Source organism: Bacteroides sp. f07 (assembly GCF_042854785.1).
Taxonomy (GTDB): Bacteria; Bacteroidota; Bacteroidia; order Bacteroidales; family Bacteroidaceae; genus Bacteroides.
In genome coordinates, this window is the sequence record NZ_BAABXI010000002.1 from 94,444 (window position 1) to 116,969 (window position 22,526).

Below are 22,526 nucleotides of genomic sequence, written 5' to 3' on the forward strand. Positions count from 1 at the left end.
GATATTATTGGTTCTTGGGGGGATGGGTCCTCTGAAAGGACAAATGCTGTGGCTACAAGTAGAATCAGGAGTATGGAAAGCAACTGTAGGTACACCTGAGGAATATTCTTTATTGAGTGCTTCGGGAAGCCAGCCTTTAAAAGAAGGTTTTTCCCGCTTGCCGAAGGTAGTATTACCTGAGTTGGCTTCCAGTGTTACAGGTACTGTTCAGGATGGAAAAACTTATCTTTCCATTCCTTTGAGCAAAGAAGAGCAATTATATGGCTTTGGGCTTAACTTTAAAACAGTTCATCAACGTGGTAAAATATTGAACCTGCATGTTGATCACTATGGTGGAAGTGATAACGGGCGCACACATGCCCCAGTACCTTTTTATATATCCAGTCAAGGGTACGGTATTTTAATCAATTCAGCCCGCTATTTGACAGTGTATGCCGGTAGTGGTATCACTAAAGATAGTCCTGATGCAGAAAAGGCAAAAGACCGTAATACAGACAAAACATGGACATCACAACCTTACTCAGATGCAGTCTCTGTCTTGGTTCCCGCTTCCGGTGTGGAGATTTATTTGTTTGCTGGTCCTACTCCAATGGATGTGGTTAGGCGTTATAATCTTTTGTGTGGCGGTGGTACTTTACCTCCACGTTGGGGATTGGGATTTACACAACGTACACCGGTGCTTTATACCGCGGAACAGGTAGAAAAAGAAGTAGATGAGTTTGAACGTCATGGCTATCCTCTTGATTTTATTGGTTTGGAACCTGGGTGGCAAAGTAAGGCATATCCATGTACCTTAGAGTGGGATTCAAATCGCTATCCTGATCCGGGCAGTTTTGTACAAAGGCTTTTAGATAAAGGTGTTCGTATCAACTTGTGGACGAATCCCTATATTTCACCCGATTCCCAAATTTATAAAGATATGTATCCGGTTAGTGGATCACATACTGTCTGGGGAGGTATTGTTCCGGATCTGGTAACAGAAAAAGCAAGGCGGCTTTGGCAGGATAAATTAATGCAGGAACATATCAGCATTGGAGTTGGCGGGTATAAAATAGACGAAGTGGATGGATATGATAACTGGCTTTGGCCAGATATAGCTACCTTTCCATCAGGAATTTCGGCTGAACAAATTAGACAGACGTATGGAATGTTGACACAGCGCATAACGAATGATATTTTTAGAAAACAGAACCGGCGTTCTTATGGGCTGGTACGTGCATCTAATGCAGGAGCCTGTTCTTTTCCTTATGTATTGTACAATGACTATTATGACCATCGTGACTTCATTACTGCTTTGATTAACTCCGGTTTCTGCGGTGTTTTATGGACTCCGGAAGTGCGTGGTACAAAATCTGCCGAAGAATGGTTGCGCCGTTTGCAGTCAGTGGTATTTTCACCGATGGCCATGATTGATTCATGGGCTAGCGCTGTCAAACCTTGGACTTTCCCGGAAGTAGCTTCACTGGTTAAAGAGTATGCCCTTTTACGTATGCAGCTAATACCTTATTTGTATACGGAGTTTGCCCGGTATCATTTTGATGGAATCCCTCCTTTCCGTGCCATGAATCTAGAACCGGGATTTAACCTGAAAGAGGCAATTTCACAAGAATTAGGTAGTCAGAACTTAGAAGAGAATCCTTATCTGGAAGTAGTAAAGAAAGAAATAAAAGATCAATATATGGTGGGTGAATATTTACTTGTAGCCCCTATGTTTACTGGGCAGACCAGTCGCGAGGTAGTGCTTACTAAAGGAAACTGGTATGATTTTTATACCGGAGAATATGTTGGCAACGGGGAAAAGATCATAGTAACCCCAGGACTGGACCGTATTCCTGTATTCGTAAAAGATGGCGCTGTTATTCCAATGATGGAGCCGATGCTTCATGCGCCCAAAAGCGGGCAGATAGTTAATATGGAGATACGCCACTATGGAAAAGCAAACGGACATTACCGTCTGTATGATGACGATGGAGAAACTTTTGATTATGAAAAGGGATTATACTCGTGGCGTGATATTAAGATCGAACGACAAAAGAACGGTAAATGGAAAGGAAGTATATCCAAGATTGAATCCGGTAAACCGAATTCGATAGGTAAAGTTACTTGGGTATTTATGACAAAAGATTGATTTTTATTAAATAGTGTTGCTTTCGTTATGAAGTGGCACATGAAATTTTTGTATGAAAAGTAAAGTATTATTATTTATAAGTTGTGCACTAATATGCATTCTGAATTTCGAGGCAGCACATGGGCAACAGAAGAAATATTCGTTGTGGTATGAACAACCCGCTCCGAATAGGGGTGGAGACTTCAATATTATTAAAAATGGAGGTTTCCCTTATGATGAGGATTGGGAGAGATGGTCATTGCCTATTGGAAATGGATATATGGGTGCCTGCATTTTCGGATGTACAGATACGGAACGTATTCAATTGACGGAGAAAACTCTTGGAAATGAAAGTCTTTGGGGCCTTGGCGGTATAGAGAATTTCGCAGAAATATATCTCGATATCAATCATGCCTCTCCTGCGAATTACAGAAGGGAGCTATGTATAGATGACGCTATTTGTACAGTTGGTTATCAGTATGACGGAGTAAACTACTTGAGAGAATATTTCGCGAACTATCCGAATAATGTAATTGCCGTTAAATTGAAAGCAGACCAACCTGGAAAAATAACCTTTACACTTCGTCCGATATTACCTTACTTACGTGAGTATGGTGCTGATAAAAATGGACGCACGGGAAAAGTAACCGCTCAGGGAGATTTAATTACTATGACCGGCAAGGCACAATTTTATAATTTGCCTTATGAAGCGCAAATAAGAGTGCTTCCTTATGGAGGACATTTGAAAACAGGAAACGATGCATTGGGAGATAATGGAACTATTACTGTACAGCAGGCGGATAGCGTTGTATTGTATATTCATGCTAGAACGGCTTATCAGCTGGGTAGCGACTTGTTTTGTTTGCCGGCAGATAAAAAAATAAGTGGAGAACATCCTCATAAAGCCATTACTGAATGTATGCGGAAGGCTGTGGAAAAGGGATATGAGACTTTGCGTAAAGAGCATATAGCGGACTATCGTTCTTTTTTTGCAAGGGTGAATCTGCAACTCACAGATGATGTTCCAGCTATACCGACAGATAGGCTGCTGTATGATTGTAAAAGCGGAAAACCAAGTCTGTATATGGATGAACTGTTATTCCAGTATGGACGATATTTATTGATTGCTTCTTCCAGAAAAGGAGCTTTACCGCCCAATCTGCAAGGAGCATGGAGCCAGTTTCAGGTTGCTCCATGGACAGGAGGATACTGGCACAACGTCAATGTTCAAATGAACTATTGGCCGGCCTTTAATACGAACCTGGCCGAGTTGTTTGTTTCTTACGTAGATTACAACGAGGCTTTTCGTAAAGCGGCAAACAAACAGGCTACCGATTATGTTCGAGAAAACAATCCGGAAGCGTTGTCGGATATAGAAGGAGAAAACGGATGGGCTATTGGTACAGGGGCAAGTGCCTATACGATATTCCCTCCCGGAGGACATTCCGGCCCGGGCACAGGTGGATTTACTACAAAATTATTTTGGGATTATTACGATTTCACTCGAGATGAAGAGATTTTGCGAAAACATTCTTATCCGGCTATATTAGGAATGTCTAAGTTCTTGTCGAAGACACTTAAACCTTCGGAAAATGGTTGTTTGTTGGCGGATCCTTCCTCATCACCGGAACAACAAATGGCTGATGGCAAATACTATGTGACTAAAGGATGTGCTTTTGATCAAGGAATGATATGGGAAAATCATCATGATTTATTGAAAGCGGCACATATACTTCATATCAAAGATCCTTTTCTGAAAACAGTTGAAGAGCAAATAGAAAAACTGGATGCTATTCAAATTGGGGAATCCGGACAAATAAAAGAGTTTCGTGAAGAAAAAAAATATGGTGATATAGGCGAACCGCACCATCGGCATATTTCTCATTTATGTGCTCTTTATCCCGGAACACTGATCAACTCTGCTACTGCCGAATGGATGAAAGCTGCTATCGTAACATTGAATAACAGAGGAGATAAATCTACAGGTTGGGCTATGGCACATCGACTTAATCTGTGGGCGAGGACAAAAGACGGTGACAGAGCGTATCGATTATACCAACAGATGCAGAAACAATGTATTGTAGAGAATCTGTGGGATGTGCATCCTCCTTTTCAGATAGATGGAAATTTTGGAGCTACGGCGGGAATTGCTGAAATGTTGTTGCAAAGTCACGAAGGATATATCGAACCTCTTCCTGCCTTACCCGCGGCTTGGAGTAAAGGAGCATATGATGGATTGGTGGCTCGTGGAAACTTTGTCGTTTCTGTAGCTTGGGAACATCGGACTATGACGCGAATGAGTATTCTTTCCCGCAAAGGAGAAGAGTGCATTATTAAGTATAATGGCATTGAAAAGGCTGTCGTGGTAGACGCAAAAGGGAAAAAAATTAAGGCGGTGAAATACGGCAATAATATGCTTAAGTTCGCTACTCAACAAGGAAAAGTATATCGAATTGAACAGAAGTGAGGATATGGGATGGGGCTTGTGGGTTCAGGTTAAGAGGTCTTTGAGTACATTTTTCTGAATTTTCTCGGCTGTACCCAGAGCTTTCCTATTATGAATAATACAGGCTTTTACCTTTTTTATTAATTTCTATATTTGCTATGTGATTTTGAAAAATAATTTTAAATCGAATGATAATGAAAACATTGAATTTTTTAATTAGTTCGTTGGTACTAATGTTATTTGCATTGGTGGGATGTGACACAGATGATTTGAAGAAGGATGTTAATACTTTGAAGAATCGCGTGGAAAATCTGGATGCATTGGTTCAGAATTTGAATGAAAACGTGAAGGCTGTCCAATTGATTTTGGATAATAATAAAACGATTCAGCGATGGACTGAAAGGGATGGTACTTATACACTGACAATGAGTGATGGGTCTACCATTATATTGACACAGGGTTCTGCCGGGAGGGTAAAGGTGCCGGATATTTCTATTAGCGACGATGGTTACTGGGTGATCAACGGTGAGAAACAATCTCAAAAAGCGATAGGTGACAATGGACAAACTCCTGAATTTCGTATTTCGGGTGAAGGCTATTGGCAAATGCGTATCGGAGAAGGTGAATTTGCTGATGTCTTGGATGAGAACGGGAATCGTGTGAAAGCAACACCTGAAGGTGACCAGGAAGGCTCTGATGGACTTTTCGAAAATGTGGAAGTAAGAGGAGATATGCTTGTTGTAACAATGAAAGGGGTTGAATATTCACTTCCGATAGTAGTTGATTTAATTGCTGAAATCAAAGAACCGGAAAGTGGATATAGCAAGGATCTTTGGTATATAACATGGGGAGCGACTGTAACTACGAAGGTGAATATAAAGGGAGATAAGTATTTTGTTACAGTTCCGGCTGGAGGATGGACAGCTTCTGTTAGTACTCCGGATGCCGATGGAAATGCTATTTTGACTGTAACGGCACCAAATGCATCTACTCGGGCAACTGCTAATAATCAAACAGAATTAGTTCTTCAAGTAAATCAGGGAATTAATTGGGCTATTGATAAAATTAAGGTCAAGGCAGGCGAAGCTTTAGATAGTGAACTTGCTCGTTATGAAGCCGGACTCGACTTGATGGTTGGTGGAATTACAGTGAATAAAGCAATGTTTGGCGATGCCGTACATATTACTGAAGATATTATTATTGATAAAAATTCACCGTACAAGAATGGTGCGATTTTCTTCGTGGAAGAAGGTAAAACTATAGAAATAGTTACAACTTGGGAGTATTCTTTTAACTATCTTGTAGTAATAGGGAATAGTGGAACCCAAACTGCCCGATTCAAAGTTACGGAAGGTGCAGATATGAGTTATTTGAATTCTAATGGTGAAAAAGAAAGAAATGGATATTTCTTGTGGAAAAATGTAACTTTTGATAATAATGGTGGAAAAGTATTTTATTGCAATAGCGAATCGCCTGATGTAAACAATCCGGAGCATCCTTATAATTTTGTATTTGATGACTGTAAAATTGAATTTTGGGGTACAATCTTTTCATTCTGGGATAAAAATAATATCTATTTTGAGAACTTTAAAATTCAGGATTGTACGTTTGTAATGAATGCTGGAGGTCAACAAATGATAGACGGAAATTCAGGTAATAGCAATAATTTTGGAAATGTAGTCTTGGCTAATAATTTATTCTATTCTCCAAAGAATACTATTACTCATAAGTTGATTAACGGGAAGGGGCTTGCACCGAATAAAATTGCATTATCCAATAACACATTTGTAAATGTAGCTCCCGGCTCAAACGATGCTTTTATCCGTGTGTCTAAAGTTTTGAGTCATTTTACTTGCATGGATAATATTTTCTATACCGACGGGGCATTAGATGGGGCTAACGTTGTCTTTTTCCCTGAGAATTACGAAAGTCTTGATGGTCGTCTCGAAGGAAGCTTTAAAAATAATATTGGTTATAGGGCAAGTGGAGCCGGTAAATGGGACGCCGTCTGGTATGGCATGAAACCCGTTGCAGATTTTCAGCCAATAATGAGTTTGGAGGGTGTAGCTAACAGTCCGTTTGAAGTATGTAATATTAAAGACGTTATTTTTACTCCCAAAGATGAATATAAAGAGTATGGTGTACAACGTTAATACAAACAGGGAAAACATGAAAAAGATATTGTTTTTGTTTTTCGGACTATTCTTTATGATCACATGGCAATCTTGTGATGAAAGAGACGATATTCGTAAGGATATTGATGAGCTGAATGCACGACTTGATGGGATTCAGCCCCTTATAACCCAATTGAATAAGGATATTGTTAGCTATAAGGCTTTGTTGGATGGTAGTTTATGGATTGTAGATTTTACGGTGAACTCATGTGGTGACTATACGATTCGTTTCAACGACGGCTCTGATATGACTGTCTATAGCGGAGAGACAGATGAAGAAATTCCTCAGGTTGCTATCGGTGAAGATGGGATTTGGTATTATACACAAAATGGCGAAAAATATCCCTTATTAGGATCAGATGGTAATCCTGCCCCTGTATTTGGAGAAAATGGAGTTACTCCTCAAATCCGGATTAATAATAAGACTGGCAGATGGGAGTATTCGCTTGACCAAGGCACTACTTGGCAAGGTGATCTTGGAGCTGCGCTTCCCCGAAATGGAATATCTGTATTTGATGATGTGGCTTACTCTAAAAATGAGGATGGAGGGGAATTCCTTGTTTTCAGATGGCATACCGGAGACATACAATATGAAAAGAAAATCGGTTTGTTCTCCGGATTAGATCTGACGATAAACTATGGGAGTGAATCATCTTCACCGGTTGCCTTTTCTTTAGGTGCAGTGAAAACCTTCTCTGTTACACAAATCGGTGTAGCCAAGGCTTTGATTGAAACGAATACTTGGGGAGTGGAACTCAATGAAAATGAGATCAAAATCACAGCCCCCGATCAACCCTGTGAGGACAATATTCTTATAAAAATTCTATCGCCTGAAGGGTATTGTAAATTGATCGAGATACCTGTCAAAGCGGAAAACTAGTCTAATATTAAACACAATTATTATGAATGATTTTAATTTCAGGTGTAAATGGCGGGCAGGCATATCGTTGTTAATGCTATGTACTTTTCTGTTTGCGTTTGGACAACAAAAAAATATAGTTGTAAGCGGAAAAGTTGTTGATGCATCAGGTGAACCCGTTATTGGAGCAACTGTTCAGCTAAAAGGATCAACCGAAGGTAGTATTACGGATATAGATGGAAATTTTAAGGTTTCAGTAAAGGATGCGGGTAAAGCGGTGTTAGTCGTTTCTTTTATTGGCTATGAAACGACAGAGACACCCGTTAAAGGAAAAGGGTTTCTAAAAATAACCTTGAATGAATCATATAATGAATTGCAGGAGGTCACCGTTGTGGGATATGGCACTCAAAAGAAAGAAACGTTGACGGGAGCGATTTCATCTGTAAAGACAGACGCATTGTTGCGTTCGCCTAATACAAGTATTGCTAACTCACTGGCAGGACAAATCTCAGGATTATCTTCTGTAGCAACCAGCGGGCAACCGGGAAATGAAGATCCTGCCATTTATATACGTGGTGCCGGCTCTTTGACGGATGAAGGTTCTTCTCCACTTATTTTGGTGGATGGTGTAGAACGATCTTTCTTTCAGATGGATCCGAATGAGATAGAGAGTGTGACCATATTGAAAGATGCTTCTGCCACAGCGGTTTTTGGTGTACGTGGTGCTAATGGTGTAGTACTAGTCACCACCCGACGGGGAGAAGATGGGAAGGCTAGAATCCAGTTGACTTCTTCAATTGGTGTTACACAACCTACTCGTATATTGAAATCTGCGGATAGCTATACATACGCTACTATGATGAATGAACGGAGCAGGAATGATGGAACTAAGGAAGTGTTTGACATGTATGCGCTGGAACGTTTCCGGCTGAAAGACGATCCTGTGATGTATCCGGATATAAATTGGAGGGAGTTTCTGATGAAAAAGGCGGCTATACAGACACAACATAATGTGAATATATCCGGCGGAACAAAAGATGTACGGTATTTTATATCTCTTGGATTTATGTATCAGGACGGTCTGTTGAAGCAATTCAAGTCACAAGGATATAATAACAACTATAATTATACCCGTTACAATTATCGTAGTAATCTGGATGTTAATCTGACTTCTTCCACTCTATTGAAATTAGGACTGGGTGGTATTGTGGGAGTAAGACAAGAACCTAAGGATAATCTTGGTGAATGGGGGCACGATTTGTTTAGGGGTATGGATGAATCGCAGCCATTTGTAAGTCCTGGGATTGTAGACGGCAAACCTGTAGAAACCTATAGTGGCAGATTTCCTGATATTCTTTTGCAGAATGCTTTCTTGGGTTATTATGGAAAGGGATACGTGCTTGGTACTACCAATACGATGAATATGGACCTAACCTTGACACAACAACTGGACTTTGTGACCAAGGGTTTGTCTTTTGAAGTAAAAGGTGCTTATAATACAACTTATACGGCTAAAAAGAAAAGATTGGCTTCGGTAGAAATATACACACCTTTCTATGCCTCGGAGATTGATAATCCGACATTGGGCTATGAAGATCCTGCATTTGATAAGACGATTCTTTATAAAGTTAAAGACGGGACATCGAATGAACGTATGGGGTATAGTGAAGATAACACTAAGCGTGGACGTGACTGGTATTTTGAGACTAGTTTGCGTTATAACCGTAAATTCGGTAATCACAATGTGGGAGGACTCTTTTTGTATAATCAGACTAAAATATACTATCCTAGCCAATGGACAGAGGTACCTCGTGGATATGTAGGCTTTGTAGGTCGTGTCACTTATGATTATAAGTCTCGTTATATGGCTGAGTTTAATGTCGGATATAACGGATCGGAAAACTTTGCTTCCGGTAAGCGCTATGGTACATTCCCTGCTGTCTCGTTGGGGTATATTCTATCGGAGGAAAGTTTTATGAAAAAACAGAATGTGGTTGATTTCTTAAAATTCAGGGCTTCTGTGGGTATGGTTGGTAACGACAATATGAGTAATAACCGTTTTCTTTATTTGGCAGATGGATATTTGGTTGATAAAAGTGGAACATCCAATGAGGGGTATGGTTTTTTTGACCCTATGTATGGTTATAATTTTGGCTATAATAACAGTGAAATTATTAAAGGATCAGTTGAAAATCGTATTGGAAACTCGAATGTGACATGGGAGAAAGCTTTGAAGCAGAATTATGGAGTTGATGTTAATTTCTTGAATAACCGGTTAAAGGTAAGTGCTGATATATTCTTTGAAAAGCGAAAAGATATTTTGATACAGCGTAAGACGCTTCCTGTTTTTTATGCTCTTTCCAGTTCGCTTATGCCGGCTGTCAATTATGGAAAAGTGAATAATAAAGGATATGAAATAGAGGTGAAATGGAACGATAAAGTTCGGGATGTGAACTATTGGATTACCGGAAACGTAAGTTATGCCAAGAATAAGATTATAGAACAAGATGAAGTAGAACCGAACGAACCGTATATGTGGAAAACCGGAAAATCTACAGGAACCGTATTCGGATATGTATTTGATCGTTTTTACGGAAAGGATGACTTTGACGCGGATGGTAATTTGAAGAAAGAATTTGCAGATCCGGGAGTAGCTGTTCATCCTGGTGACTGTAAATATATGGACTTGAACGGAGATAATGTAATAAACTTGGACGACATAACGAACATTGGTTATCCTACCCGTCCTGCTTATACGTTCGGATTGAACTATGGGATAGATTATAAAGGTTGGAGCTTAACAATGAACTGGACTGGTGCTGCAGAACGCTCGCTTTTGTTAGAGCAACAATATCGTCAGGCTTTTGCCGGTGGTTCAGGTGGATTAATGCAATTCCATGTAGAGGAACGCTGGACTCCGGAAACAGCAGAAACCGCTACTTTCCCACGTTTTGCAGTGAGTACGGCAAAGCATAATTCGGAGCAAAACTCTTCTGTCTGGATACGTAATGGTAATTACCTGCGATTGAAAACGATGCAGTTGGGCTATACTTTCACACAAGGAACATTGCTCAAGAAGCTGGGAATTTCGCAATTGGGAATCACTCTTAGCGGGTATAACTTGTTGACGTTTGACCATTTTAAGATAATGGATCCGGAGTCTAATCCTAGTTGGTCTTCTACCTATCCGGTTTCACGAATTTACAACTTAGGATTAAATGTAACTTTCTAATTACTGATATTATGAAAAAGAAACTATATATAGGACTTGCAGGAGTTGCATTGTTTTTATGTGCTTCCTGTGAAGATTTTAAATTTGGAGATGAATTTCTAGATAAGCCTGTCACTACAGATATTACTATTGATACGGTTTTTAGCCATAAAAAATATGCTGATCAGATATTGGCGGAAGTGTACTTCTCTTTACCGGATTTTACGATAGCAGACGGGCGTTTGGCATGGGCTATGTTGGACGGGCTGACTGATATTGGAGACTGTGCCGTAGGAGCAGCATTGAACCGTACTTATTATTCCGGTCAGGTGACGGCTTCCACTTCTGTGGGTTTGATGCCTTATCGTTTGGATGACAGGGCAGGTTATCTGAAATGTTCTTCTCCAATGGCGGCGATGAGAGTAGGATATATTTATTTGGATAATGTAGACCGTGTACCGGATATGTCTCAAAGAGAAAAAGAGGTTCGAAAAGCAGAAGTAAAAACGATTATGGCTTTCCATTATACTCAGATGCTTCGTTATTACGGAGGAATGCCTTGGGTGGATCGTGCTTACTTGCCGGAGGACAAAGTGAATTTTCCACGTATGACTGTTGATGAACATGTACAGAAAGTGGTCGAACTCTGCGATGAAGCTGCACGAATACTTCCATGGAGTGTTACGGAGAATGAAGAAGGGCACATGACTGCTGCTTCAGCTTTAGCTATCAAAAACAGAGCATTGCAGTTTGCGGCAAGCCCTTTATTTAACTCGGAAAAACCATTCATGGAGGGAGAAGCTTCGGATGCTCATTTTACATGGTGCGGCAATTATTCCTCAGAGCGTTGGAAGAATGCGTTGGATGCAGCTTTGGAACTTTTGGATAAAAACAAAGAAAATAGTGACTATTATAAATTGGTGGACACTGGAAATCCACGTAAGGACTTCTTGTCCGGATATTATGACCGTCATAATACGGAAGTGTTGGTGGCGTCTCATCGATTTACTAAAATCACGATGGTATGGTATGCTGCTTGTGATATGGTTCGCTGGGGGAATACGATTCCGTCGGCAGTTTTAGGAGATATGTTTGAAACGAAGGAAGGAGAAAAGTTTGACTGGAATAATCCGGAACATGCGGCAAATCCGTTTTTTAAAGAAGGAAAAGAAACGCGGGATCCCCGTTTGTATGAGACACTTGTTGTGAATGGAGATGCTTTTAGAGGCAGGACAGCAGAGCTCTATCAGGGTGGGCGTGAGTCATGGGACGGTAAGGGTTCCACACTTAGTAAAAGTGTTTATGATGGGTATGGATTACGGAAGTTCTTATTGGATATGGACAGTGAGTTAAGTGCACGTTTTTATCAATGTCCGCATATCCGTTTATCCGAGATTTATCTGAATATAGCTGAAGCTATGAATGCTTTAGGGAAAGCCAACCAAAAAGATCGTTTCGGGAGAGATGCGTATGATTACATCAATTTGGTGCGCAACAGAGTAGATATGCCGGATCTTGATAAGAGCAAATATCCGGAAGGAGATAAATTGCAAGATGCTATATTACATGAACGTGCCGTTGAATTCGCATTTGAAGAAGTTCGTTATTTTGATATCAACCGTTGGAAAAGGAAAGATTTGCTGGAGACACCGCAGTTCCGTTTGAAATCGTATCAAAATGCCGATAAAACGATGAGATATGAAAAGGGAACGGATGTGTACTTGCAACGGGTGTGGGTGCAACGTTGGAGTGATCGTTATTATCTCTTACCTATTCCTACAGATGAAATAAATAAGAAATATGGTCTGGTACAAAATCCGGGTTGGTAATTAATTAAATGATGCAAATATGAAATCAAAATATATATTTATACTGAGCGTAGCTTTGCTGTTTCCTGATATATTGCCGGCACAAACAGTATTTGACGAGCGGGAAACCTCAGCGATTTCGACAGTTACAGAACAGGAGCTAGGGAAAAACTCTTCTCCCAATCCGTACGATACATTTTATGGCTTGTTGCCGGGACTAAGTACGATGCAAAATATGGGTTGGAAAGATAATCCTACTTTGCTTCTTCGGGGTAGCCAAGCTCCTTTGATTGTAGTGGATGGTTATCCGCGTTCGCTGGAATATCTTTCTACGGTGGAGATAGAAAATGTAAAACTATTGAAAGATGGAGCGGCAACTGCTGTTTGGGGCCCCAGAGGGGCGAACGGAGTTGTATTGATAACAACGAAACGAGGTAAATATAACAGTCGTGAGATTTCCATCAATTATACACATGGAATGGGATTCGTAACCAATCAGCCTGAATTCGCCGACGGATATACCTATGCAACTGCATATAATGAAGCCTTGCATTATGACGGACTTCCGTTGCAATATACACAGCATGATTTGGATGCATTCCGTAGTGGCGCATATCCGGATCTTTTTGCTAGTACTGATTGGCAGAAAGAGGCTTTACGTAATCATACCGTGAACAATCAGTTGGATATTACACTGCGGGGAGGAGGGGAAAGGTTGCGTTATTTCACCGCATTGACTTATAAAAACGATTATGGTATATTGGAACCGAAATATGCAAAGAATGAACGTTATACCAATCAGTTCAGAAAATATGAGTTGAATCTCCGTATGAATATTGATATTGATCTGACACCTTCTACCTTGGTGCAATGGACACTGCTTGGTACACTCAAAGAGCAAAAAAGTCCGCTTGCTGCTGCAAATGACATTTTTTCTTTGTTGTATAACACACCGGCTGCTGCCTTTCCGGTGAAAACCCAGAATGGCAAGTGGGGAGGAGGTTTGATTCATAAACAAAATCCTATTGCCAATCTTGCGGACAGAGGTTATTACAAAGCTAATCCTCGTACGTTACAAGCTGATTTGCGTATTGTACAGGATTTGAAGTCTGTTACTCCTGGTTTATCTGTAGAAGTAGCTATGGCTTATGATAACCTTGCTATATTTAAGGAAGACGGAACGCGAACGTATAGTTATGAAGTGAATACCCCTGTAGAAAACACAGTAACAGGAGAGTATGACCGAATATCATCTGTTTTTGGGACTGATGGTGCATTGGCGGTGAACTGCTATGGAATGACAGAACAATATGTGCAGGCTAATATGGAAGGAAAGTTGAAATACAACCGAGCTTTCGGCAAACATGCTATTACCGCCAGTGGCATCTATAAATTAGAATACTATTCAAGTTTAGGACGAAATCATACGGATAAGCGTATGTATTTTACCGGCATGGCAGGTTATAGTTTTAATAACAAGTATATGCTTGATGCTACAGTATCACATGTGGGAACGAGCCGTTTGCAGAAAGGTGGGCATTATAAAACTTATCCTTCGGTTGCTGCAGCATGGTTACTGTCAAAAGAGAATTTCATGAAAGATGTTTCTCCGGTAGACTTCCTGAAGATACGTGCATCATGGGGACAGGCCGGATACGATGGAATCGATTATGATTTGCAGGAACAGACTTGGACAGGAGGAGTCGGAGGTTATCCTTTCGGAGAGAATAACAGTAAGGGAATGAGTGGATGGATGTTGGGAACACCCGCCATCACAAACCTGACTCTGGAACGTGTAAACAAGTATAACGTAGGATTGGATCTGCAACTTTTCAAGAAGCTGACTTTCACGATGGATGCTTATTTACATCAATACAGAAATGGATTGATTGGCTCGGGTAACTTGTATTCAACTATTTTCGGTTTTTCTGTTCCGATGCAGAATGCCGGGGCTAATGATCGTCGTGGTTTTGAAATATCTGCCATGTGGAATGATGAGATTGGTAAAGATTTTCATTACTATGTCGGAGCTAATATTTCGCGGGTGAAGTCGAAAGTGATTGAAAACGGAGAAGGATATAAGGAGTATGAGTATATGTCTGCCAAAGGTTTGCCGGTTGGACAATTGTTCGGTCTGGAAGCTATCGGCTATTTTCGTGATGAAGAAGATATCAAAACATCTCCAGTGCAAAACTATTCTACAGTTCGTCCCGGAGACGTAAAGTATAAAGACCAGAATGGAGATAAGGTGATTGATTCCAGAGACGTAGTCGCTATCGGACATTCGGGGCATATTCCCGAATGGTATGGAAGTTTTCAGTTGGGATTCGAATACAAAGGCTTTGGCCTTGACTTGGTCTTTCAGGGGGCTTCAGGTTTGAGCCGTCTATTGGATATGAGCAGTGTTTATCATCCGTTACGTAATAATACGAACGTATCCAGGTGGTATCTGGAAGATAAGATACGTTGGACGGAACAAACGAAAGATATCGCTAATATGCCCCGGTTGTCTACCTTGGATAATGCTAATAATTATCAGACGAGTACTCAATGGCTGGTGGATGGCAGTTTCCTAAAACTCCGTAATGCGAATGTATATTATAATCTTCCTGAGAAGTGGATTACACCGTTGAAAATGAAAAGTTGCCAATTTTACGTGAGGGGTAATAATCTTTTCTCATTGGACCGAGTACCTTATCTTAATTGTGAGAGCATGAACCTGAACTATCAGGATTTGATCTCTGTATATGCAGGTGTTAATATTAAATTCTAAGAACATAGATTATGAAATTATATAGTAAACTCATCCTGGCAGGATGCATGACGGGGATGTTGGCTTCCTGCAATTATCTGGATTTTGATGAATCAACGAATAAAACTCAAGAAGAAGTATTTTCCACTTTCGATAATGTACGTAATGCGGTAGCCGGTGTTTATACGTTTCTTCCGCAAGATTTCGGGGCGTTGGGCGGTGCCATGCGTGAAGCGGCTACTGATAATGCTTCCTATGTCTGGGATAATAACAATGTATATAAGATATATGATAATAAATGGTCGCCGGTCAATACGGTAGATGATGTGTGGGCAAATATGTATACCGGTATACAGGCTGCTAATTCTTATTTGGAAAGTTATAATGAAGATTTTTTGAAGCGTTTTAGCTTGAATGATGGTTACGACGAGGAAATAGCGAAGTTCAGAATGTATCCTAATGAGGTGCGTGCATTACGTGCTTTTTACTTTTTTGAATTAGCCAAACGTTATGGCGATGTCCCGTTGGTGACAAAAACATTGAAGCTCGAAGAAGTGAATACGTTGAAAAGATCGCCTTTCCAGGAGGTTATTGATTTTATTGCTACAGAATGTTCGCAGGTAGCTGAGGTGTTGCCGGTTGACCATAATTCGTTTTGGAAAGAAACGGGACGCGTGACTAAAGGAATGGCATTGGCATTGAAATCAAGGGCTTTATTATATGCTGCCAGCGAACTGCATAACCCGGGACATGATACGGAATTGTGGAAGAAAGCAGCCGAGGCGGCAAAAGAGGTCATGGATATGGGAAAGTATAGTCTTCCAAATATAGAAAAAGATCCTCTATATAGTAAAAATGGTTCTCACGATGTTTTGAAATCAGCGCAAATGATTTTTGAACGGCGTGGTTATGAAAGTGACTCCTACGAAAGAACAAACCTTCCTATCGGTTTCGAAGGAGGTAATAGCGGAAATACGCCTACTCAAAACTTGGTAGATGCTTACGAAATGGCAAACGGTGAAATCTTTGACTGGAACAATGCTAAACATGTGAAAGAAATGTATATAAATGAAGAGGGACAACCGGTTAGCCGTGATCCGAGGTTTTATAAGACAGTAACATATAACGGGAGTATATTGATGGGAGAGAGAGTAGAGTCATTGGAAGGAGGAAAAAATGGATTGCCTCTTGTAGGTGCTACTGAAACCGGATATTATATACGTAAATACATTAACGAAACGATGTCATTAGATCCGGCTCATCCGATAACAAAGAATCATCATTTTATTTTGTTCCGGTATGCGGAGATATTGCTAAATTATGCAGAGGCGATGAATGAGTGGGTAGGAGCTGATGTTATTCCGGAGAATTTTACTTTATCTGCGAGGGATGCGCTTAATATGGTGCGTGCTGCTGCCAATATGCCTAAAGTTACTGTAACAGGAGCGACTTTTACAGAACGGTTGCGTAATGAACGCCGGGTAGAGTTAGCTTTTGAAGATCATCGCTTTTGGGATATTCGACGTTGGAAAAAAGGGAGTGTAGTAAAAGACATTTATGGCGTACGTCTATCTTCCAAAGGAGAATATCAGAAAGTGAAAGTTCAGACCCGTGTATGGGAAGATAAAATGTACTTATATCCGGTTTCACAACAGGAGATTTATAAAAATCCGGGATTGGGACAGAATATAGGATGGAATTAATAAACTAAAGAATGAATCATATGAAGACATTATATATAGGTTTAGCAATGTGCGCTTTGTTGGGCAGTGCTTGCGAATCGACTATTGGTATAGACTATCCTGTTTATGTGAAAGAGGTCGAAGAAGAAGGAGGAGAAGTCACTTTTATAGATTATGTTACTCCTGAATTCACGGCAGATGCATCTATCGTTTCCTACTCTCAAACGAAGTCTACTGTAAATGATCGTCCATTTTTACCTTTGGCTATTTATGCGGTAAATCCGGCAGATATGCCTCGGGTAAAGGAATTTGGCTTTAATCTGGTTCAGAGTTACCAGTTTTTTGAAATGTCGGCTGCCGAAAAGAAGAATTATTTGGATGAAGCTCAAAGAAATAATATGATGGCATTTGTGAGCTTGAATGGGGCTAATAAGTTGACAGAAGAACATGTGAATAAAATAAAGGACATAGTCAATACCTATAAAGACCATCCTGCGGTGTATGCCTGGTATTTGGCGGATGAACCTTCTAAAGCGAATGTGAAACCGGAAGACTTGAAGGCAGTCTATGATTGGATTAAGCATACCGATCCGATACATCCCGTGATTAGTTCAAACTGGGAGTTAGGTGATTTCAAAGATTGCTGTGATGCTGATATGAGGCAACTATACCATGGTACTCCGGCTAGGTTGACTGCTCCTTTGGAGAACTATCTGAATAGTCAGGTCACTTATAAGAAAGATTGGTTGGCTATTATCAACTCTTATGACAGTGGTTGGGGAGAAGAGGACAAAAAGTCTATGAATCCGACTACGGCTTTTGATAAGTTAGCCGCTGCCGGTATTAAGAATACCGATCCGGAGTGGAAAGCGGAAGAAGCATACTGGCAACCTCTTTTAGATAATCTTGCGAATCCAGAAGATGCCGGATTTTTCCCAAGCAAAAGTTTCCCGAATACTCCGGAAGAGATAAGAAGCTCTTTCTATTGGGCTTTTGCTCATGGTTCCAATGGAGTGTATTATTGGCTTTATTCAAGTTCTACTGTGTTGAATTTAAGATGGGGATGGTACACTATTTTTTACCAGCCACGTTTGTGTAATGCTCTTAAGGCTACTATGGCGGAGTTAAAAGAACTTTCAAAGTTTTTGGTAAACCCGTCATTGGATAGTACTGCTTTTAAGGATGAAACTAACCCGGGCATATATATCTGGAGTAAAGTGGTAGATAAAAGTCGGCTGGTCATGATTATCAATGAGACTGGGGAAGAGTTTGATGGAACTATTGATTTGTCTCCGTTAAAGATTGCTTCCCGTACATTAAAGGTGTATAAGGAAGATGGAAGAGAGCTTACATTGAATAAGAATATATTAACGGAATCGTTCAAAAAGAATGAAGTACATGTTTATTTCTTAAAATAAATATTTGTGAGAACAACAGACAGAAAATGACAAAAAGATTTTCAGGCTAGCATGTGATTGAGTCTACTTTAAAAAGTCTATATTTGCGACATTATTATAGTTTATCTTTTGATAGTCAAATAATGCAGACTTTTTAGGGTAGACTTGTTTGTTAATGCAAACCAATCAATTAAGATGATGAAGAAGTATTTGCTTTTACTGTTTTTGATACCTGTTTATGCGTTAAGCATGGAGAATTTTAGTTTGCCCGTAGCACCTGCCAACAGGATACAAATGTTAGACCAGCTTTACGGTAATATCTGCCGGCAGGCTCATTATCTTCTGGGGAAAGTCGGAGAATATGAACACAATCCCGCTATGAAGCTTCTGACCAAAAGTATCCATGGGGAGCATGGGATTCGTCCCAATACCGGAACAATTATGGGATTCTCCTTCTTGTACCGTTTTGGAGATTACAACTCGAAACTGGTTGGAGTTGAAAGAAGTACATTGTTGACAGAGTATATTATCCCCATGATGAATTATGTTGTAGCCACTTATGATTCGATACCGACGTCCGATGGAAAGAGTTGGAACCGGCAATGGCAAAGTGCACACTGGGCTTACTCTTTGGGAAAGGCTGCTTGGTATATAGGGGATGATTTGCCATTGGCGTTAAAGGATAATATATGTCGTATTGTAAAATCAGAGGCTTCAAGATTCTATGATGTTGTTCCGCCACATAGAGTAAAATATGATACAGCTTCGGAAGAGAACGCATGGAATAGTCAGATTTTTCATGTCGCTTCGTTATTGATGCCGGATGATCCGGATTATTCAAAATGGCAACATTTGTTCTGCAAATGGGTGCTCTCGTCTTATATTACCTCAAACGATATGGAGTCGGACACCGTTATCTCCGGTTTTAAAATTAGTGATTTTGAAGGAGCTAATATATATGATGACTATACATTAGAGAATCACAACATTGTTCACCCGGACTATATGTGCGCGTTTATTCTTTCTATGCAAACTGCTGTTGATTACAAGATGACAGGGAGAGAAGTTCCCGATTTTTTGTTGTTCAATATTCCACAAATCTATGATAACCTGAAATGGTTTTCTTTGCCTGATGGCGGGCTGACATATCCTTCATGGCAGGACTGGCGAATATTCAGAAACCCTGACTGGCTTATAAACCATGTCTATATGGCGATTTTTGCGCATGATAAAGATGCTTTTCATTATGCCGGTGAATGTTTGGAATGTATCGGGTTGATGCAAAAAAGAAACTTGGCCGGAAATGTATATGATGAAATAGAATATGCTTTCCCTTCTACGCAGAATGACCTTATGGTGTATCTTGCACAGACTTGGCAGGCACTTCATTATGCCCGGGATATAGATGATAGTTATACCCCAAAGGTTGGAGTCAGGCATTTTGTGGATGGAAAAATACTTCTGAACAAGTCGAGGATGTTTCTTCACTCACTGAGTTATGGAAACAAGATAATGTTTCTACCTACTGTAAATAATGGTGACAGGGTGTTTGACTCACATGCAGGAAGTGGCATTGGAAAAATCAGATTGAAAGGAGAAGATAAATATTTGCCTGTTAGTTTAAAGGATATAAAGATAGAGAAAGCTCCTACGTCTTATAAAGTAACTATGGTTGTTAACCATGGAGATGCCGTTGAGGCACATTATGAAATAAAAGCCTTGGAAGATAGATTGGAAGTAAAAGAAGTGTTGTTGGCAATGAAAGACTGCACAATTGATTATTTGTCAACCTCTGAATTTGGAATATTGAATAATAAGTGTTGGATCAGGGAAAAAGGTTATCGTCCTCTTGTTTACAATAATCAGTCCTGCTGTTGCGAATCACTTTCGGGCAAAGTTTTTGATATTGCAGCTAATGAATTCAGAATAGACAATGTCTCTTTTAAATTGAACAGAGCTAACAAATCCTTTTTTTCTAAATATGCAGGAGCGCAAAAATACAATCATGCGCGGGCGACAGATATACTAAGCTTGAATTATAGTGATAATTCTATCCATATATCAAAAGGAAGAACATTTTCAGAATTACGTTATAGGATTCATATTAAAGTAGATTGAGATAGGATAGATATCTCCAGATTATTGCTGCCTGCTTTAAACAAAAAGCAAAGACCTGACAATACTTTCAATCGAAATTCCTTATCTTTGTCCGATATTGCATGATGCTAATATGGAACAAGAAGATTTTAACATACGCGAACATCAGCTGACTTCAAAAGAACGGGATTTTGAAAATGCACTTCGTCCGTTGAGTTTTGAAGACTTTAGCGGACAGGACAAGGTGGTGGAGAACCTTCGCATTTTTGTGAAGGCGGCACGCTTGCGTGGCGAGGCGCTCGATCATGTTCTGCTTCACGGCCCTCCCGGTTTGGGAAAAACAACCCTTTCAAATATCATTGCCAATGAACTAGGCGTCGGCTTTAAAGTGACTTCCGGTCCGGTACTTGACAAACCGGGTGACTTGGCGGGGGTACTGACTAGCCTTGAGCCGAATGATGTGCTCTTTATTGATGAAATTCATCGTCTGTCGCCCGTGGTGGAAGAGTATCTTTACTCTGCCATGGAGGACTATCGTATTGATATTATGATTGATAAGGGACCTTCGGCACGTAGTATCCAAATTGATTTGAATCCTTTCACGTTGGTGGGTGCCACTACGCGCAGCGGTCTGCTTACAGCCCCGCTTCGTGCACGTTTTGGTATAAACCTGCATTTGGAATATTACGATGATGATATTCTGAGTAATATCATCCGTCGTTCTGCATCTATCCTGGATGTACCTTGCTCGGTGCGTGCGGCATCGGAGATTGCTTCCCGTAGTCGTGGAACGCCGCGTATTGCCAATGCCTTGCTTCGCCGTGTGCGTGACTTTGCTCAAGTGAAAGGTTCGGGTTCTATTGATACGGATATTGCCCAGTTTGCGTTGGAAGCATTGAATATCGACAAATATGGTTTGGATGAGATAGACAACAAGATACTTTGTACCATCATAGACAAGTTCAAAGGCGGTCCCGTGGGGATCACTACCATTGCTACGGCTTTGGGAGAAGATGCGGGGACGATTGAGGAAGTGTATGAACCTTTCCTGATTAAAGAAGGATTCATGAAACGTACCCCCCGTGGTCGTGAGGTGACGGAACTTGCTTATAAGCATCTTGGGAGAAGTCTTTATAATAGCCAGAAAACACTGTTTAATGACTAACCAAGGCAGTATAAGCGATATAAAAGGACATTATAAAGATAGTTGGATTATGAAGCAATGGAGTACTTTACTTGTTTTTCTCTTTCTGAGCTTGTCATTATCAGCTCAAAAAGGATATGAGAAGGATGTCTTTGTATCTTCCAAAGGAGATTCTTTGTGTTATCGGATGATTCATCCGGAGTCTGTGAAACCGGGAGAGAAGTTTCCGCTGGTATTGTTTCTGCATGGAGCCGGTGAACGGGGAAATGACAACGAGAAACAATTGGCGAATGGCGGACAAATGTTCCTCAATCCTGTCAATCAGGAGAAGTTTCCGGCTTTTGTCCTTGTTCCTCAATGTCCGGTAAATAAATATTGGGCTTATCCGGAACGTCCGAAATCTTTTGTTCCTGCTGATATGCCCGTGGGACAGGAAATTACTCCTATTTTCCAGACGCTGAAACAGTTGCTTGACTCTTATCTGGCTATGCCCGAGGTGGATAAACAACGTGTCTATATTATCGGACTTTCTATGGGTGCGATGGGGACATATGATTTAGTTGCGCGTTATCCCGAGATATTTGCTGCCGCCATTCCTATTTGTGGTACGGTAAATCCAAGCCGTTTGGCAGTAGCCAAAGACGTGAAGTTCCGTATATTTCATGGGGATGCGGATAATGTAGTGCCGGTGGAAGGTTCGCGTGAAGCGTACAAAGCACTGAAAGCTGCCGGAACTGATGTGGAATACATCGAGTTTCCCGGTTGCAATCATGGTAGTTGGAATCCGGCTTTCAATTATCCCGGATTTATGGATTGGTTATTCAAACAGAAAAAGAAACGCTGATCCGA

12 protein-coding genes are annotated in these 22,526 nt (G+C 40.5%); all 12 read left to right on the forward strand.

Annotated features, from left to right (window positions below):
• Positions 1-22 precede the first annotated feature (22 nt).
• The 12 genes from ACGHVY_RS15510 (at position 23) to ACGHVY_RS15565 (ending at position 22,521) form a co-directional block, all read left to right on the forward strand.
• On the forward strand, positions 23-2,128 hold the full coding sequence (locus tag ACGHVY_RS15510; protein ID WP_390600944.1) for a TIM-barrel domain-containing protein: 2,106 nt from the start codon (positions 23-25) through the stop codon (positions 2,126-2,128).
• A 52-nt stretch (positions 2,129-2,180) separates the two neighbouring features.
• Positions 2,181-4,574, forward strand: a complete 2,394-nt coding sequence (locus tag ACGHVY_RS15515) for a glycosyl hydrolase family 95 catalytic domain-containing protein (protein ID WP_390599752.1) — start codon at positions 2,181-2,183, stop codon at positions 4,572-4,574.
• A gap of 173 nt (positions 4,575-4,747) precedes the next feature.
• On the forward strand, positions 4,748-6,706 hold the full coding sequence (locus ACGHVY_RS15520) for a PL29 family lyase N-terminal domain-containing protein (protein WP_390599753.1): 1,959 nt from the start codon (positions 4,748-4,750) through the stop codon (positions 6,704-6,706).
• Positions 6,707-6,722: 16 nt separating this feature from the next.
• Positions 6,723-7,607: a PL29 family lyase N-terminal domain-containing protein gene (locus ACGHVY_RS15525; protein ID WP_390599754.1), complete on the forward strand. Its 885-nt coding sequence runs from the start codon at positions 6,723-6,725 to the stop codon at positions 7,605-7,607.
• A gap of 22 nt (positions 7,608-7,629) precedes the next feature.
• Complete coding sequence (locus ACGHVY_RS15530; RefSeq protein ID WP_390599755.1) at positions 7,630-10,818, forward strand: SusC/RagA family TonB-linked outer membrane protein; 3,189 nt, start codon at positions 7,630-7,632, stop codon at positions 10,816-10,818.
• Between the two features lie 11 nt (positions 10,819-10,829).
• Positions 10,830-12,626, forward strand: a complete 1,797-nt coding sequence (locus tag ACGHVY_RS15535) for a RagB/SusD family nutrient uptake outer membrane protein (RefSeq protein ID WP_390599756.1) — start codon at positions 10,830-10,832, stop codon at positions 12,624-12,626.
• A 19-nt stretch (positions 12,627-12,645) separates the two neighbouring features.
• A complete protein-coding gene (locus tag ACGHVY_RS15540) occupies positions 12,646-15,378 on the forward strand; it encodes a SusC/RagA family TonB-linked outer membrane protein (RefSeq protein ID WP_390599757.1) in 2,733 nt (910 codons plus the stop codon).
• Positions 15,379-15,389: 11 nt separating this feature from the next.
• The gene (locus tag ACGHVY_RS15545; protein ID WP_390599758.1) at positions 15,390-17,060 is read left to right on the forward strand and encodes a RagB/SusD family nutrient uptake outer membrane protein; all 1,671 of its coding nucleotides are present in this window, start codon (positions 15,390-15,392) and stop codon (positions 17,058-17,060) included.
• 20 nt (positions 17,061-17,080) lie between these two features.
• A complete protein-coding gene (locus ACGHVY_RS15550) occupies positions 17,081-18,457 on the forward strand; it encodes a glycoside hydrolase family 2 TIM barrel-domain containing protein (RefSeq protein WP_390599759.1) in 1,377 nt (458 codons plus the stop codon).
• Between the two features lie 174 nt (positions 18,458-18,631).
• Positions 18,632-20,554, forward strand: coding sequence for a hypothetical protein (locus tag ACGHVY_RS15555; protein ID WP_390599760.1), 1,923 nt, complete (start codon positions 18,632-18,634; stop codon positions 20,552-20,554).
• A gap of 112 nt (positions 20,555-20,666) precedes the next feature.
• On the forward strand, positions 20,667-21,698 hold the full coding sequence (gene ruvB / locus ACGHVY_RS15560; protein WP_390599761.1) for a Holliday junction branch migration DNA helicase RuvB: 1,032 nt from the start codon (positions 20,667-20,669) through the stop codon (positions 21,696-21,698).
• Positions 21,699-21,747: 49 nt separating this feature from the next.
• Positions 21,748-22,521, forward strand: coding sequence for a dienelactone hydrolase family protein (locus ACGHVY_RS15565; protein WP_390600946.1), 774 nt, complete (start codon positions 21,748-21,750; stop codon positions 22,519-22,521).
• Positions 22,522-22,526: the final 5 nt, after the last annotated feature.

Bases quoted from the DNA above. Each gene is read 5' to 3' on its own strand.
- ACGHVY_RS15535 (WP_390599756.1), top strand. From the start codon at position 10,830: ATGAAAAAGAAACTATATATAGGACTTGCAGGAGTTGCATTGTTTTTA.
- ACGHVY_RS15510 (WP_390600944.1), top strand. From the start codon at position 23: ATGGGTCCTCTGAAAGGACAAATGCTGTGGCTACAAGTAGAATCAGGA.
- ruvB (WP_390599761.1), top strand. From the start codon at position 20,667: ATGGAACAAGAAGATTTTAACATACGCGAACATCAGCTGACTTCAAAA.
- ACGHVY_RS15525 (WP_390599754.1), top strand. From the start codon at position 6,723: ATGAAAAAGATATTGTTTTTGTTTTTCGGACTATTCTTTATGATCACA.
- ACGHVY_RS15565 (WP_390600946.1), top strand. From the start codon at position 21,748: ATGAAGCAATGGAGTACTTTACTTGTTTTTCTCTTTCTGAGCTTGTCA.
- ACGHVY_RS15555 (WP_390599760.1), top strand. From the start codon at position 18,632: ATGATGAAGAAGTATTTGCTTTTACTGTTTTTGATACCTGTTTATGCG.
- ACGHVY_RS15545 (WP_390599758.1), top strand. From the start codon at position 15,390: ATGAAATTATATAGTAAACTCATCCTGGCAGGATGCATGACGGGGATG.
- ACGHVY_RS15530 (WP_390599755.1), top strand. From the start codon at position 7,630: ATGAATGATTTTAATTTCAGGTGTAAATGGCGGGCAGGCATATCGTTG.
- ACGHVY_RS15515 (WP_390599752.1), top strand. From the start codon at position 2,181: ATGAAAAGTAAAGTATTATTATTTATAAGTTGTGCACTAATATGCATT.
- ACGHVY_RS15520 (WP_390599753.1), top strand. From the start codon at position 4,748: ATGAAAACATTGAATTTTTTAATTAGTTCGTTGGTACTAATGTTATTT.
- ACGHVY_RS15540 (WP_390599757.1), top strand. From the start codon at position 12,646: ATGAAATCAAAATATATATTTATACTGAGCGTAGCTTTGCTGTTTCCT.
- ACGHVY_RS15550 (WP_390599759.1), top strand. From the start codon at position 17,081: ATGAAGACATTATATATAGGTTTAGCAATGTGCGCTTTGTTGGGCAGT.